Annotated in this window: 14 protein-coding genes; 10 read left to right on the forward strand and 4 right to left on the reverse strand. The window is 66.9% G+C overall.

Annotation, left to right across the window (positions count from 1 at the left end):
* Positions 1–86: 86 nt before the first annotated feature.
* Both ACF8NF_RS00855 and ACF8NF_RS00860 read right to left on the reverse strand, forming a co-directional pair.
* Positions 87–3,719: a hydantoinase B/oxoprolinase family protein gene (locus ACF8NF_RS00855; protein ID WP_392449915.1), complete on the reverse strand. Its 3,633-nt coding sequence runs from the start codon at positions 3,717–3,719 to the stop codon at positions 87–89.
* 245 nt (positions 3,720–3,964) lie between these two features.
* Positions 3,965–4,747: a putative hydro-lyase gene (locus ACF8NF_RS00860; RefSeq protein ID WP_392449917.1), complete on the reverse strand. Its 783-nt coding sequence runs from the start codon at positions 4,745–4,747 to the stop codon at positions 3,965–3,967.
* Between the two features lie 126 nt (positions 4,748–4,873).
* Here ACF8NF_RS00860 and ACF8NF_RS00865 point away from each other — a divergent pair, with 126 nt between their 5' ends.
* Positions 4,874–5,803 carry a LysR family transcriptional regulator gene (locus tag ACF8NF_RS00865; RefSeq protein ID WP_016447520.1) on the forward strand — a complete coding sequence of 310 codons (930 nt, stop codon included), beginning with the start codon at positions 4,874–4,876 and terminating at the stop codon, positions 5,801–5,803.
* Here ACF8NF_RS00865 and ACF8NF_RS00870 read toward each other — a convergent pair.
* The gene (locus tag ACF8NF_RS00870) at positions 5,800–6,756 is read right to left on the reverse strand and encodes a LysR family transcriptional regulator (protein WP_047473884.1); all 957 of its coding nucleotides are present in this window, start codon (positions 6,754–6,756) and stop codon (positions 5,800–5,802) included. The genes ACF8NF_RS00865 and ACF8NF_RS00870 overlap by 4 nt on opposite strands.
* Positions 6,757–6,870: 114 nt before the next feature.
* Here ACF8NF_RS00870 and ACF8NF_RS00875 point away from each other — a divergent pair, with 114 nt between their 5' ends.
* The 6 genes from ACF8NF_RS00875 to ACF8NF_RS00900 all read left to right on the forward strand — a co-directional run bounded on the left by ACF8NF_RS00875 (position 6,871) and on the right by ACF8NF_RS00900 (position 11,988).
* Positions 6,871–7,842, forward strand: coding sequence for a Bug family tripartite tricarboxylate transporter substrate binding protein (locus ACF8NF_RS00875; RefSeq protein WP_392449918.1), 972 nt, complete (start codon positions 6,871–6,873; stop codon positions 7,840–7,842).
* A 7-nt stretch (positions 7,843–7,849) separates the two neighbouring features.
* Positions 7,850–8,878 carry a 4-hydroxythreonine-4-phosphate dehydrogenase PdxA gene (locus tag ACF8NF_RS00880; protein ID WP_017404353.1) on the forward strand — a complete coding sequence of 343 codons (1,029 nt, stop codon included), beginning with the start codon at positions 7,850–7,852 and terminating at the stop codon, positions 8,876–8,878.
* A 28-nt stretch (positions 8,879–8,906) separates the two neighbouring features.
* On the forward strand, positions 8,907–10,079 hold the full coding sequence (locus ACF8NF_RS00885) for an L-rhamnonate dehydratase (RefSeq protein WP_126310665.1): 1,173 nt from the start codon (positions 8,907–8,909) through the stop codon (positions 10,077–10,079).
* A gap of 11 nt (positions 10,080–10,090) precedes the next feature.
* Complete coding sequence (locus tag ACF8NF_RS00890; protein ID WP_392449920.1) at positions 10,091–11,020, forward strand: dihydrodipicolinate synthase family protein; 930 nt, start codon at positions 10,091–10,093, stop codon at positions 11,018–11,020.
* Between the two features lie 94 nt (positions 11,021–11,114).
* Positions 11,115–11,474 carry a DUF6916 family protein gene (locus ACF8NF_RS00895; RefSeq protein WP_151019250.1) on the forward strand — a complete coding sequence of 120 codons (360 nt, stop codon included), beginning with the start codon at positions 11,115–11,117 and terminating at the stop codon, positions 11,472–11,474.
* Complete coding sequence (locus tag ACF8NF_RS00900) at positions 11,464–11,988, forward strand: GNAT family N-acetyltransferase (RefSeq protein WP_313280832.1); 525 nt, start codon at positions 11,464–11,466, stop codon at positions 11,986–11,988. Before ACF8NF_RS00895 ends, ACF8NF_RS00900 begins: the two co-directional genes overlap by 11 nt.
* On the opposite strand, the gene ACF8NF_RS00905 is transcribed toward ACF8NF_RS00900, so the two are convergent.
* Positions 11,975–12,346, reverse strand: coding sequence for a DUF6916 family protein (locus tag ACF8NF_RS00905; protein WP_392449923.1), 372 nt, complete (start codon positions 12,344–12,346; stop codon positions 11,975–11,977). The genes ACF8NF_RS00900 and ACF8NF_RS00905 overlap by 14 nt on opposite strands.
* Before the next feature lie 137 nt (positions 12,347–12,483).
* Here ACF8NF_RS00905 and ACF8NF_RS00910 point away from each other — a divergent pair, with 137 nt between their 5' ends.
* The 3 genes from ACF8NF_RS00910 to ACF8NF_RS00920 are packed head-to-tail and all read left to right on the forward strand — an operon-like array spanning position 12,484 to position 13,975.
* The gene (locus tag ACF8NF_RS00910) at positions 12,484–12,957 is read left to right on the forward strand and encodes a phage tail protein (RefSeq protein WP_016447529.1); all 474 of its coding nucleotides are present in this window, start codon (positions 12,484–12,486) and stop codon (positions 12,955–12,957) included.
* Positions 12,957–13,448: a phage tail protein gene (locus ACF8NF_RS00915; protein ID WP_016451310.1), complete on the forward strand. Its 492-nt coding sequence runs from the start codon at positions 12,957–12,959 to the stop codon at positions 13,446–13,448. Before ACF8NF_RS00910 ends, ACF8NF_RS00915 begins: the two co-directional genes overlap by 1 nt.
* 5 nt (positions 13,449–13,453) lie before the next feature.
* A complete protein-coding gene (locus ACF8NF_RS00920; protein WP_312841325.1) occupies positions 13,454–13,975 on the forward strand; it encodes a tail fiber protein in 522 nt (173 codons plus the stop codon).
* The last annotated feature ends 8 nt before the right edge of the window (positions 13,976–13,983 follow it).

The following is a 13,983-nucleotide window of genomic DNA, read 5'->3' on the forward strand; positions in this document are numbered from 1 at the left end:
GCATTCAATGGCACTCCATCGGTTGTGATCCGGGCCTGGCCGGGCGGCCCTCCCCCGCCCGCGCCATGCCCCCTGCTGGCGGCGTGTCAGGCCGCCGTTCCGTAGCCGCCGCCCCCCGGCGTGCAGACTTCGAAGATGTCGCCCGGCTGCATGTGCACGGCGCCGATGTGGTCCAGTTCCTCGACCTGGCCATCGGCACGCAGCACACGGTTGATGCCCGGCTGCCCCGGCTGGCCACCTGCCATGCCGAAGGCCGGATTCAGGCGCCCGTTGGACAGGATGCTGGCCGTCATGGGCTCCAGGAAGCGCACGCGCCGCACGCCGCCGTTGCCGCCGTGCCAGCGCCCGCCGCCGCCCGAGCCGTCGCGGATCTCATAGCTGTCCAGCATCACGGGGAAGCGGAACTCCAGCACCTCCGGATCGGTCAGGCGCGAATTGGTCATGTGCGTCTGGACGACGCTGGTGCCGTTGAAGCCGCGCTCCACCCGGCCCTCGGCGTCCAGCACCGCGCCTGCGCCGCTGCCGCCGGCAATGGTTTCGTAGTACTGGTGGTGCGCATTGCCGAAGGTGAAGTTGTTCATGGTGGGCTGGCTGCCCGCCATCACGCCCAGCGCGCCGAACAGCGCGTTGGTGATGCAGGTGGAGGTCTCCACATTGCCCGCGACCACCGAAGCGGGCGGGTTGGGGTTGAGCATGCAGCCTTGGGGGATGATGACTTTCAAAGGCTTGAGGCAGCCCGCGTTGAGCGGGATGTCGTCGTCCAGCAGCGTGCGGAACACATAGAGCACGGCCGCCATGCACACGGCGCGCGGCGCATTGAAGTTGTTGGTCTGCTGGACGCTGGTGCCCGAGAAATCGATGACGGCACTGCGCTCGGCCGTATCGACGGTGACGGCCACGCGGATCTGCGCGCCATTGTCCAGTTCCAGCGTGAACTGCCCGTCCCTGAGCCGCGTGATGACGCGGCGCACCGACTCCTCGGCGTTGTCCTGCACATGGCCCATGTAGGCCTGCACCACGGGCAGGCCGAACTGCGCCACCATCTTGTGCAGCTCCTGCACGCCTTTTTCATTGGCCGCGATCTGGGCCTTCAGGTCGGCCAGGTTCTGCTGCGGGTTGCGGCTCGGGTACTCGCCGCTTTGCAGCAGCTCGACCATCTCCTGGGCGCGCAGCACGCCGCGATCGACCAGCTTGAAGTTGTCGATCTGCACGCCCTCTTCCTCGATGCGCGTGGAAAACGGCGGCATGGAGCCCGGCGTGATGCCACCCACATCGGCATGGTGGCCCCGGCTGCCGACGTAGAAGGTCGGAGATGCCTCGCCGGCGATATGGACCGGCGTGATGACGGTGATGTCCGGCAGATGGGTGCCACCCTGGTAGGGGTCGTTGAGCACATAGACATCGCCCTGGGCCATGCGCCCGGCGTTCCTGCGGATCACCGTCTGGATGCTTTCGCCCATGGAGCCCAGATGGACGGGCATGTGCGGCGCGTTGGCGATGAGATGGCCCCGGGCATCGAACAGCGCGCAGCTGAAATCCAGCCGCTCCTTGATGTTCACCGAATAGGCGGTGTTCTGCAGCTGCAGGCCCATCTGCTCGGCGATGTTCATGAACAGGTTGTTGAAGACCTCCAGCAGCACAGGGTCCACCGTCGTGCCGGCCGCGTACTCGACCTTGCGCGGCACCACCCGGTCCAGCACCAGGTGATCCAGCCCGGTGAGCCTGGCCGACCAGCCAGGCTCGATCACGGTGGTGGCGTTGCGCTCGGCGATGATGGCCGGGCCGGCAATGACGTCGCCGGGCCGCAGGTCCTCGCGCACCACCAGGGCCGCGCCATGCCAGGCGCCGCCGGAGTACATGCGCACGGTTTCGCGGCGCGGATGCTCGCGCGGCGGATGCTCCGGCTGCAGCGGCTCGCCGGGCGCATCGCCCGCAATCACGGCTTCGACCGACACGGCTTCCACCACCAGCCCCTTGCCCGCCATCAGAAAGGCGAAACGCTGGCGGTAGGCCGACTCGAAAGCCGACTGAATGCCCGGCAGGGAGCCAAAGGGCACGACCAAGGCGGAATCGGAGCCCTCGTAGCGCACATGCACGTTGTGCCGCACCTGCACAGGGCCTGCGCCGACCTGCCGGCGCTCCAGCTCCGCCTGCGCGCCCGTGCCCAGCGCATCCAGGCATTCGGCGATCAGCGGCAGGGCCTCGGCAGTCAGCGCCAGCTCCATGGCCTGCTCGCGGATCACGGTCTGGTCCGCCAGGCCCATGCCATAGGCGCTGAGCACGCCGGCCAGCGGATGCACGAACACGCGGGACATGCCCAGCGCATCGGCCACCAGGCAGGCATGCTGGCCGCCCGCGCCGCCGAAGCACTGCAGCGTATAGCGCGTGACGTCATAGCCGCGCGCCACGCTGATCTTCTTGATGGCGTTGGCCATCTGCTGCACGGCGATGCGGATGAAGCCCTCGGCCACGTCCTCGGGAGTGCGCCCCGTCTGCCGCGCCAGTTCCTCGAAGCGGACACGCACGGCCTCGCCGTCCAGTCGCTCGTTGGCGGCAGGCCCGAACACGCTGGGAAAGTAGCGCGGCTGGACCTTGCCGACCATCACGTTCGCATCGGTCACGGCCAGGGGGCCGCCGCGGCGATAGCTCGCCGGGCCGGGATGGGCACCCGCGCTCTCGGGTCCCACGCGAAAGCGCGAGCCGTCATAGGCCAGCACCGAGCCGCCGCCGGCGGCCACGGTGTGGATGCTCATCATCGGCGCGCGCATGCGCACGCCGGCCACCTGGGTCTCGAACTCGCGCTCGAAGGCGCCTGCATAGTGGCTGACGTCGGTGGATGTGCCACCCATGTCGAAACCGATGACCCTGTCGTGCCCGGCCAGGCCCGCCGTGCGCGCCATGCCCACGATGCCTCCGGCCGGCCCGCTCAGGATGGCGTCCTTGCCCTGAAAACTGCCCGCGTCGGACAGCCCTCCGCAAGACTGCATGAAGAACAGCCGCACTCCCGGCATCTCTGCAGCCACCTGCTGCATATAGCGGCGCAGGATGGGAGACAGGTAGGCATCGACCACCGTGGTATCGCCCCGGCTCACGAACTTCATCAGCGGACTGGTCTCGTGCGAAGTGCTGACCTGCGTGAAACCCAACTGCCGCGCAATGCGCGCCGCCATCTGCTCATGCCGCGTATGGCGGTAGCCATGCATGAAGACGATGGCCACGCTGCGCAGGCCGCGCGCATGGGCTGCGGCCAACGCCGTGTGCAGGTGCAGCCCGTCCAGCTCGCGCAGCACCTTCCCATGGGCATCCACACGTTCCACGGCCTCGACCACCTCGCTGTAGAGCAGTTCGGGCAACTGGATATGGCGGTCGAACAGGCGCGGACGGTTCTGGTAGGCGATGCGCAGCGCATCGCGAAAGCCCCGCGTGGTCACCAGCAGCGTGGGCTCGCCCTTGCGCTCCAGCAGCGCATTGGTGGCCACCGTGGTGCCCATCTTCACGCACTCCACAAGGTCCGGCGTGACCGGCTCGCCGGGCTTGAGGCCCAGCAGGTGGCGGATGCCGGCCACGGCCGCGTCCCGGTACTGCTCGGGGTTCTCCGACAGCAGCTTGTGCGTGACCAGGCTGCCATCGGGCCGCTTGCCCACCACATCGGTGAACGTACCGCCACGGTCTATCCAGAATTGCCAGCGCCTGTCATGGGGAGTGGAGCGTTCTTGCATGGTGTCGGAACCCGTTTGTCTCGAAGTTGAAGTCAGGAAAACCGTGGCCTGGAGCACGGCCCTCCGCCGGTGCCCACCACTGGCGTCCAATCTAAAAGTGCCCCTGGACCGCGTCCATCGAGAAGTTTTCGCCCCCTCTGTTCACGAAAAATGAACAGGAGCGGCCCCTTGCCGGCCAGCGACGCAAAGAAAAAGGCCCGCCGAAGCGGGCCGCAAGCCAAGCAGCCAGGCAGGCAGGCAGGCCGTCAGAACGCGGCCAGATGGCTGTTGCGCAACTCCGTCACCAGCATGTGGCCCGGCTCGTGCGTGATGGCGAATGGCAGGGCCGCCGAGCGGATGGCCTGCTGGGGCGTCACGCCGCAGGCCCAGAACACGGGAATCTCTCCCGGCCTGAGCGCCATGGGCTCGCCGAAGTCCGGCCTGTCGATGTCGGCAATGCCTATCTGCGCGGGATCGCCCAGGTGCACGGGCGCCCCATGCACGCTGGGAAAGCGCGAAGTGACCTGGATGGCGCGGATGGCGTGGGCCGCCGTCATGGGCCGCATGCTGACCACCATGCTGCCGCCGAAGCGGCCGGCCCGGCCGTTGGGAATACTGGAGATGAACATGGGCGCGCCCCGGCCTTCATCGATGTGGCGCACGGGCACGCCCGCCTCGCGCAGCGCATCCTCGAAGGAATAGGAGCAGCCGATGACGAAGCCCACCAGGTCGTCGCGCCACAAGTTCGTGAGGTCATTCACCTGCTCGGCCCTGTGACCATCGCGAAACACCCAGTACGAGGGCAGGTCGGTCTTCAGATCGATATCGCCGAGCTCGGGCACGCGGCTGCTGCCGGGCTCGGTCACGCCGATCAGCGGGCAGGACTTGGGGTTGAGGCGAGCAAAGCGCAGGAACTCCTCGCTGCACTCGCGCGGCAATATCGCCAGGTTGCCCTGGGTGTAGCCGGGGCACTGCCCTGCCGTCTGCCCGCGAAAGCGGCCGGCGCGCACCTCCTGTCGGAACTCGGTCGGATGGGTCCAGTGCGTCATGGGTGAGCCTCTATTGAGTGGAGATGCCTCCCAATGTAAAAAGCAGCAGGCCACCGGTCCACTCAGGAATTGTGCGCAGCCTCTCCCAGAAAAACTGAACAGCCACTGCAGCCCGCGCAGACACCCATGAACATCCGCTTTCTGGAAACCTTTGTGCTGCTGGCACGCATCGGCAGCGTGCGCCGCGTGGCCGAACTGGTGCATGCCAGCCCCGGCGCCGTCTCCATGCGCATACGCGGGCTGGAATCGGACCTGGGCGTGACCCTGTTCCACTGGGACCGCAAGACGCTGCAGATCACCGACGCCGGCGCCCGCTTGCTGCGGCATGCGGAGGCCGTCATCGAAGCCGCACGCACCCTGGAGCGTGCCGCCAGGTCCGACGACGCCATCGGCTGCCGCCTGCGGGTCGGCGTGCTGGAGACGGCGGTACACACCTTCCTGCCCGAATTCGTCAAGGCGATGGGCGCCAGCCTGCCGCACATCGAGCTGGACCTGACCGTCGATCTGAGCACCCACCTGTCGGAGCAGATGATGCGGCGCGACCTGGACCTGATCGTGCGCACCGGCAGCGGCGTGGACCCCCAGTTCGCCGTGGTCGAGAACCTGCTGGAAGTGCCCGTGCACTGGATTGCCAGGCGGGGCCTGGTACCCAGGAAGGATGGTCTGCACAAGGCGCTGGGCAAGCAATTGCTGACACAGATGCGCGGCACCGGCCCCTACGAGCAGGCCGTGGCCATGGCACAGCAGCTGGCCGTGCAAAGCGGCATGGTCTCCAGCGATCTGCGCATCTCGGGATCGCCCTCGCTGGCGGCCCTGGTCTCGCTGGTGCGCGAGGGCCTGGGCGTCGCCATCATGCACGGCATGCTGGTGGCGCCGCAGCTGGCAAGCGGGGAGCTGGTGGAGCTGGATCTGCCCACGCCACCCTCCTTTCGCATCACCACCTGGTACCCCAAGAGCCCGCCGCCCGGCGTCACCGACACCGCCCAAGTGCTGCGCCGCGTCTGCAAGAGCTACTGCAAGCGGGTCAGCCCGCATCTGGTGCGGTACATCGGCTAGGGCGCGGATGCCGGCGGCGGCTCCTGCCCGTGCAACAGCGCCAGAAAGCTGGCGGCCGCCTGGCTCAGCGGCCGGTCGCGGCGCACCAGGCTGCCGTAGGACTGCAGGTTGCGGCGCATGCGGTAGGGCAGGATGCGGACCATGCCGTGCTCGGCATGGTCGCGGGCCACGGCCTGCGGTATCACGGCCACCAGATCGGAGTTGCGCACCAGGTTCATGGTGGTGAGGATGGAGCCCGTCTCGATCAGGCCGCGCGGCAGCGGCAGGCCGTGGGCCTGGAACTCCTGGTCGATCAGCGCGCGCATGGGACTGCCCGGCGGCTGCAGCACCCAGCCATGGGCCTGCAGCTGCGCAAAGCTCACGCTGCGGGCACGCGCCAGCGGATGGCCGCAGCCCGCGATGATGGACAGGGCCTCATCATCGAGCGAGCAAAACCGGTGATCCGCGTCGGACGGCCCGGCCGGACGGCCCACCACCACCTCCAGCACCCCGTCCTGCAACTGCGCCAGCAGCCGGTCGCTGGTGTCCACGGCCACCTCGATGGACAACAGCGGCCACTGGCGCTTGAGCGCCAGCAGCGCCTGCGTGAGGCGGCCCGGCGACGCCGCCATGATGCTGCCCACGGCCAGCCGCCCCGCGCTGCCTTCGCGCAGTTCCTGCAGCTCGCGGTTCAGCGCCTCCATGCCGCCGCGCAGGTGGCGGAAGTAGCCCGTCACGCGCTCGCCGGCGGCGTTCAGTTGCAGGCCGCGGCCCACGCGCTCGAACAGCGGCAGGCCCAGCGCGCCTTCCAGCTCATGCAGCATCTTGGTGGCCGCCGGCTGGCTCAGGCCCAGCCGGGCTGCAGCGCCGCGCAGCGTGCCCTGCTCCTCTATGGCCAGCATCAGCGCCACCTGCCGCATGCGCAGGCGGTTGAGCAGTTGCGGCGTGCTGTCCCTGCGGTCGATGGAGCCCATGGAAGTCCCTTTGAATTGATTGCCTGGAGTTATCCATTCATCAGCAATTTTCAGTTTACGGCAATCAATTGCCTGCCTAGCATGGGCCCACAACAAAAGCACCGGAGACAAGACATGCAACGCCGCATCCTGCTGGCCGCAGCCGCCCTGCTGCCCTCGCTCGCCACCGCTCAAACCCCGCCAACCCCGCCCGACTGGCCCGCGCGGCCCGTGCGCATGCTGGTGGGCTCGGCCCCGGGCGGCGGCACGGATGCCATGGCACGCGCCGTGGCCGACCGGCTCGCGCCGCTGCTGCGCCAGCCGGTGATCGTGGAAAACCGCCCCGGCGTCTCCAACACCCTGGCCGTGGACATGACGGCCAAGTCCACGGACGGGCACACCATGGTGATGGGCGTGGTCACGGCCCATGCCATTGCCCCGCACCTGCTCAAGCTGGGCTACGACAGCAACCGCGACCTGGTGCCCGTGGCCTATGTGGGCGCAGTTCCCAATGTGCTGGTGGTGGGAAACAGCCTGCCCGCGAACTCGGTGCAGGAACTGGTCGCCCTGGCCCGCAAGGAGCCCGGCAGGATCAACTTCGCCAGCAGCGGCACGGGCAGCACCCAGCACATCGCGGCCGAGATGTTCAAGGACGCGGCCGGCATTGAACTGACCCACGTGCCCTACAAGGGCAGCGCCGCCGCCCTGGTGGACCTGGTCAGCGGCCAGGTGCAGATGAGCTTCGACACCATGTCTTCGGTGATCGGCCAGATCAAGGCCGGCAAGCTGCGCCCGCTGGGCGTGACGTCGCCGCGCCGCAACGCCCAGCTGCCCCAGGTGCCGACGCTGGCCGAGGCCGGCCTGCCCGGCGTGGAGATAGGCGCCTGGTACGGCATCTACATGCCAGCGGCCACACCCCGCGCCGTGCAGGCCCGGGTGCACGACGAGGTCAACAAGGTGCTGGCCATGCCCGAGACGCGCACGCGCCTGGAGGCCGTGGGCGCCGAGCTGCAGCCCATGGGCCAGGCGGAGTTCATTGCCTTGCACAACGCCGAGTACCAGCGCTTTGGCGAAATCATCCGCAAGAACCACATCAAGATCGACTGAGCCGCACATGCCCGCATCCGAACTTCCCGTCGTCGCCCTGACCCTGGGCGATCCCGCCGGCATAGGCGCCGAACTGATCGCACGCCTGCTGGCGCGGCCCGAGGCCATGCAAAAGGCCAACATCGTGCTGGCCGGCGACCCCTGGCTGTGGCAGCAGGGCCAGCGCATCGCGGGCCTGCAGGTGGCCACCGCGCCCATCGCCAGCATGGCCCTTGCACGGGGCCGCACCGATACCGCCCTGCCCGCCTTCCTGGCCCTGGACACGGTGGCCCCCGATGCCGTGCACCAGGGTCGTGCCGAAGCCGCAGGCGGGCGCTCGGTGCTGCAGGTGCTGGACCGGTGCATGGACGCGGCCCAGGCCGGCCAGATCGACGCCATCTGCTTTGCGCCGCTCAACAAGCAGGCCATGAAGCTGGGCGGCCTGCGCCATGAGGACGAGCTGCACCACTTTGCCGAGTACCTGGGTGTGAGCGGCTATTTCTGCGAATTCAACACGCTGGGCGATCTGTGGACCTCGCGCATTTCGTCCCATGTGCCGCTCAGGGACGTGGCCGGCTATCTGAGCCAGGAGCGCATCGCCCAGGCGGCCGAGCTGATCTACCGCGCGCTGTTGGCCAGCGGCATGGCGGCCCCCAAGGTGGCGATTGCGGGCTTCAACCCGCACAACGGCGACGGCGGCACCTGCGGGCGCGAGGAGATCGACATCATCGCGCCGGCCGTGCGCGCGCTGCAGGCCCGCGACTGGCCCACGCCCGACCCGTTCCACGGCCCCTTCCCGGCCGACACCATCTTCCTGAAGGCCCAGGCCGGCGAGTACCAGGCCATCGTGACCATGTACCACGACCAGGGCCAGATCGCCATCAAGCTGCTGGGCTTCTCGCGCGGCGTGACCGTGCAGGGCGGCCTGCCGATCCCCATCACCACGCCGGCCCACGGCACGGCCTATGACATCGCGGGCCAGGGCCGGGCCAGCGTGGAGGCCACCTGGCAGGCCTTCCTGATCGCCTGCCGCATGGGCGCCGCGCGCCTGTCCTGACTGACTTCACTCCCCCGCCCTCACCATCATGAAAATCAAATCCGTCCGCGCCCGCGTCTACGAATGGCAAGGCAAGACCGTGCCGCCCCAGGGCAACTTCTGCTCCAACGCCATGGACCTGCTCTATGCGCCGCAGGAGACCATGTCCACCTTCCGCTTCCATTCCTGGACGGTGGTGGAGATCGAGACCGATGACGGCATCGTCGGCCTGGGCAACGTGGCGCTGGCGCCGCGCATCGCCAAGGCCATCATCGACGAGTACCTGGCGCCCCTGGTCATCGGCCACGACCCGTGGGACTACGAATACCTGTGGCAGCGCATGTACCGCGCCACGCACGCCTGGGGCCGCAAGGGCGTGACCATGGCCGCCATCTCGGCCGTGGACCTGGCCATCTGGGACATCCTGGGCAAGAGCGTGAACAAGCCTGTGTTCAAGCTGCTGGGCGGGCGCACCAAGGAAAGGATTCCCTGCTACTACAGCAAGCTCTACCGCACCGACCTCAAGGCCATGCAGCAAGAGGCGCAAAAATTCCTGGACCAGGGCTTCAAGGCCTTCAAGATGCGCTTCGGCTACGGCCCGGCCCATCTGCAGGAAGGCGTGCGCGAGAACCTGCGCTCGGTCGAGGCCGTGCGCGAAGTCATAGGCTACGACTGCGACCTGATGCTGGAGTGCTACATGGGCTGGAACCTGGAGTACGCCAGGCGCATGCTGCCCAAGCTGGAGAAGTTCGAGCCGCGCTGGCTGGAGGAGCCCGTGATCGCCGACGACATCGACGGCTACGCCGAACTCAACCGGCTCACCAGCATTCCGATCTCGGGCGGCGAGCACGAGTTCAGCCTCTACGGCTTCAAGCAGCTGCTGGACAAGAAGGCCGTCAGCGTCGTGCAGTACGACACCAACCGCGTGGGCGGCATCACGGCCGCGCACAAGATCAATGCGCTGTGCGAGGCGTTCAGCGTGCCCGTCATCCCGCATGCGGGCCAGATGCACAACTACCACCTGACCATGAGCACGCTGGCCTCGCCCATGGCCGAGTACTTCCCCATCTTCGACGTGGAAGTGGGCAACGAGCTGTTCTGGTACATCTTCGACGGCGAGCCCGTGGCCGAGAACGGCTTCCTGCAGCTCAGGGACGATGTGCCGGGCCTGGGCCTCACGCTCAAGACCGAGTACCTGGACCAGTTCCGCATCGTCGAATGAGGGAGCACGCCATGCCCGGAATTTCTCGGCCGCGCTACAGCGGCATCTTCCCCGTGGTACCCACCACCTTCCACGAGGACGGCACGCTGGACCTGGCCAGCCAGAAGCGCTGCCTGGACTTCATGATCGACTCGGGCGTGGACGGCCTGTGCATCCTGGCCAACTTCTCCGAGCAGTTCCTGCTGGCCGATGACGAGCGCGAGACCCTCACGCGCACGGCGCTGGAGCATGTGGCGGGCCGCGTGCCCGTGATCGTCACCACCACGCACACCTCATCGCGCGTGTGCGCCGAGCGAAGCCGCCGCGCGCAGGACATGGGTGCGGCCATGGTGATGGTCATGCCGCCCTACCACGGCGCCACCTTCCGCTTCGGCGAGCCCCAGATCCAGGGCTTCTTCCAGGCCGTGTCCGATGCCATCGCCATTCCCATCATGGTGCAGGACGCGCCCGCCGCAGACACGCCGCTGTCCCCCGCCTTCCTCGCGCGCATGGCCCGCGAGATCGAGCAGGTCTGCTACTTCAAGATGGAAACCGCAGGCGCCGCCGGCAAGCTGCGCGAACTCATCGCCCTGGGCGGCGAGGCCATCGAAGGCCCATGGGATGGCGAGGAAGCCATCACCCTGCTGGCCGACCTGCAGGCCGGCGCCACGGGCTCCATGACGGGCGGCGGCTTTGCCGACGGCATACGCCCCATCATCGAAGCGCACAGAAACGGCGACCCCGACACCGCATTCGCCCTCTACCAGCGCTGGCTGCCCCTGATCAACCACGAAAACCGCCAGGCCGGCTTCCTGGCCGCCAAGGCGCTGATGAAGGCCGGCGGCGTGATCGCCTGCGACGCGCCGCGCGCGCCCTGGCCGCCCATGCACCCCGAGGTGCGCCGCCAGCTGCTGGACATTGCGCGGCGGCTCGATCCGCTGGTGCTGCGCTGGGGGGGTTGAGGCAGTTGAGGTCTCAGCAGAAGGAAACCGCCGCCTGTGCATGGGCTATGCTGCCGCTCTGTGCCTGCCAGCCCCACCGATCAGACTGCCGCCCATGTCCGCAACCTCTTTGTCCCCGTCCAACGTCGAACTGGACGACGCGCTGTATGCCAGAGTCCTGTCCTGGAACGACGCCCAGTCCCTGGCCCAGCAGACCATGAGCTTCTTCATGCGCGAAGGCGAGCACACCATCGGCATCGACATGCAAGTGCTCAGCGCAACGCAGACATCGGCCGACACGCCCGGCATGCTGCAGTTCTCCCTGGTGTTTCGCGGTCCGCGCCAGCCGCAGCTGCCGCAGCGCACTTACCGCGTGCGCCATGCGCAGCTCGGTGACTACGCCATCTTCATCACGCCCATTGCGCAGTCGGCAGGCCATGTCGATTACGAGGCCTGCTTTTCCCATGCCGTCTGATCCGTTCGTGCCCGAGCTGCCGCCGCTGTATCTGGAGGATGTGCGGCTGCGCCTGGTCGAAGAAGCCGACTACGCTTTTCTCCGCGCCCTGTACCGCCAGGTACGCGCTGCCGAACTGGCGCCCGTGCCCTGGAGCGAAGCCGAAAAGCATGCCTTCTGCGATTCGCAGTTCGCTTTGCAGGACCAGCACTACCGCAAGCACTACGCACACGGCGCGTTTTTCGTGATCGAGAGGGCAGGTCTGCCTATAGGCCGGCTCTACCTCAATCTCGCACCCGGGCCGCTGGGAGTGATGGACATCTCGCTCGACGCCGCTGTTCAAGGCCAGGGACTGGGCACGGCCCTCATGCAATGGCTGGCCGGCTGGGCAGATCAAGAAGGGCGCGACATGCAGCTGTTCGTGGAAGCCAACAATCCAGCCCGGCGCCTGTATAAGCGCCTGGGCTTTGTCGAGCAGGACCAGGAAGGCATCTACCTGCGCATGCGCAGGACCGCGGCGCTCAGCCGCGGTTGAACACGGCTTCCAGCAGACCGCCTCGCGCGTCGCTGGGGCTCAGGAAGACGGCGTGGCTTCCCAGAGCCGGATGAGAGATTTCCCAGGTGTCCTGCAGCAACGCGCCAGGGCAGGACAACTCGAACAGTGCGCTGAAAGAGCGGTCGCCGTGCAGTGTGTGCGGCAGCGCTGCCAACGAAACCAAACGTAACTCGGAAACTTCTCCTGCTACCGAGAAGCTATGGCCCAGCAGCGGCTGAAAGTGGCTGCGGCGCAACTCCATGCCAGCCGCACAGGCGATCACTGGAATCCCGGAAACGGCCGCTGCAGCGGGAAAGGCCCCTGCAACCTGCATGAAAGCACGGCGTCCTGTCTTCATCGTGGCCCTTCCTGCCCAAGCAACAGAAGCAAAATATTTTTGCTGCGAAACAGGTTGCCATACTAAACTATTTTGCAATTATTAACGTTTACTAACCCCACCCTGTCATGGCTCAACCCTTTGTTGGGGAAATCCGCATGTTTGCCGGCAACTTCGCGCCGGCAGGCTGGATGTTCTGCGAAGGGCAGCAAATGCCCATCTCGGAATACGAAACCCTTTTCACTCTGATCGGCACGACATACGGCGGTGATGGCCAAAGCACCTTCGCCCTGCCAGACATGCGTGGCCGCATCCCCCTGCACGCAGGCAACGGATTCCCGCTGGCTCAGGCCGCTGGAGTCGAAGACGTCACGCTGACCGTCAATCAGATTCCAGCCCACACGCACGGCGTTCCCGCGTCCTCGGGCACAGGCTTTCTGGCCTCGCCCGCCGACGCAGTGTTTGCCAAGCACAGGGATCACAAGGCCTTTGTGAACGGCGTCCCCGCCACGCCCATGGCTGCATCGATGGTGAGTTCGGTAGGAGGGTCGCAGCCGCATACCAATATGCCGCCCTTCCTTTGCGTGAACTTCATCATCTCGCTGTTCGGCATCTATCCCTCCCCCACCTGATGTCTACCCCCTTTCTCGGAGAGGTTCGCGTCTTCTCCTTTAACTTCGCCCCCAAAGGCTGGGCTCTTTGCAATGGGCAGTTGCTGCCCATCAACCAGAACCAGGCACTGTTCTCGCTGCTGGGCACCACCTACGGTGGCGACGGGCAGACCAACTTTGCACTGCCCGACCTGCGCGGCCGCATGCCCATGCACATGGGAGCCGGCCATACGCAGGGAGAGAGAGCAGGCGAGCAAACCCACACCCTGACCCTGTCAGAGATACCGCAGCATAGCCACGCCATGGCCGCTTCCGGCACTACGGGCCAGGCGACATCGGGCAACGGCAACCTGCCTGCAGCGGCGCGCGGCCACTATGCGCAAAGCGGTGATACGACCATGCCAGCCCTGCTGGCCAATGTGGGCGGCGGCCAGCCACACCTCAATATGCCGCCCTATCTGGCACTGAGCTTTTGCATGGCCATGCAAGGCCTCTTTCCTTCTCCGACCTGAAGACCATGTCCGATCCCTTCGTCGCCGAAATCCGCATTGGCGGATTCAACTTCGCACCCAAGGGCTGGGCCTTTTGCGATGGTCAGCTCATACCGCTTTCTCAGAACACGGCGCTGTTTTCCCTGCTGGGAACGACATACGGTGGAAATGGCAAGTCCAACTTCGCGCTTCCCGACTTGCAGGGCCGCATGCCCATGCACCCGGGCCAAGGACCTGGACTGTCACTGCGCGATCTGGGCGAATCCGGCGGTGTTGAAACCGTGAAGCTGCAGGCATCGGAAATTCCCGTCCACAGCCATCTGGCCCGAGCGGGCACGCCTGCGGATCCCGCTGTAGCCAGCCCGGCAGGCGCCGTCCTGGGCACCGCACCGACGCGCCCGTACATCGCGCCAGCCTCCAACACCTCTGCGGTCACCATGGCTCCCCCTCAAGCTGCGGGCGACAGCCAGCCACACAACAATCTTCCACCCTACCTGGTCATGAACTTCATCATCGCCTTGCAGGGCATCTTCCCCGCACGGAGCTGAGTACACCT

The organism is Delftia sp. WSY_22 (assembly GCF_043104185.1).
Lineage (GTDB): Bacteria > Pseudomonadota > Gammaproteobacteria > Burkholderiales > Burkholderiaceae_C > Comamonas > Comamonas tsuruhatensis.

Bases quoted from the DNA above. Each gene is read 5' to 3' on its own strand.
- ACF8NF_RS00855 (WP_392449915.1), bottom strand. From the start codon at position 3,719: ATGCAAGAACGCTCCACTCCCCATGACAGGCGCTGGCAATTCTGGATA.
- ACF8NF_RS00905 (WP_392449923.1), bottom strand. From the start codon at position 12,346: ATGAAGACAGGACGCCGTGCTTTCATGCAGGTTGCAGGGGCCTTTCCC.
- ACF8NF_RS00875 (WP_392449918.1), top strand. From the start codon at position 6,871: ATGCAACGCCGCATCCTGCTGGCCGCAGCCGCCCTGCTGCCCTCGCTC.
- ACF8NF_RS00860 (WP_392449917.1), bottom strand. From the start codon at position 4,747: ATGACGCACTGGACCCATCCGACCGAGTTCCGACAGGAGGTGCGCGCC.
- ACF8NF_RS00865 (WP_016447520.1), top strand. From the start codon at position 4,874: ATGAACATCCGCTTTCTGGAAACCTTTGTGCTGCTGGCACGCATCGGC.
- ACF8NF_RS00885 (WP_126310665.1), top strand. From the start codon at position 8,907: ATGAAAATCAAATCCGTCCGCGCCCGCGTCTACGAATGGCAAGGCAAG.
- ACF8NF_RS00890 (WP_392449920.1), top strand. From the start codon at position 10,091: ATGCCCGGAATTTCTCGGCCGCGCTACAGCGGCATCTTCCCCGTGGTA.
- ACF8NF_RS00920 (WP_312841325.1), top strand. From the start codon at position 13,454: ATGTCCGATCCCTTCGTCGCCGAAATCCGCATTGGCGGATTCAACTTC.
- ACF8NF_RS00870 (WP_047473884.1), bottom strand. From the start codon at position 6,756: ATGGGCTCCATCGACCGCAGGGACAGCACGCCGCAACTGCTCAACCGC.
- ACF8NF_RS00895 (WP_151019250.1), top strand. From the start codon at position 11,115: ATGTCCGCAACCTCTTTGTCCCCGTCCAACGTCGAACTGGACGACGCG.
- ACF8NF_RS00915 (WP_016451310.1), top strand. From the start codon at position 12,957: ATGTCTACCCCCTTTCTCGGAGAGGTTCGCGTCTTCTCCTTTAACTTC.
- ACF8NF_RS00910 (WP_016447529.1), top strand. From the start codon at position 12,484: ATGTTTGCCGGCAACTTCGCGCCGGCAGGCTGGATGTTCTGCGAAGGG.
- ACF8NF_RS00880 (WP_017404353.1), top strand. From the start codon at position 7,850: ATGCCCGCATCCGAACTTCCCGTCGTCGCCCTGACCCTGGGCGATCCC.
- ACF8NF_RS00900 (WP_313280832.1), top strand. From the start codon at position 11,464: ATGCCGTCTGATCCGTTCGTGCCCGAGCTGCCGCCGCTGTATCTGGAG.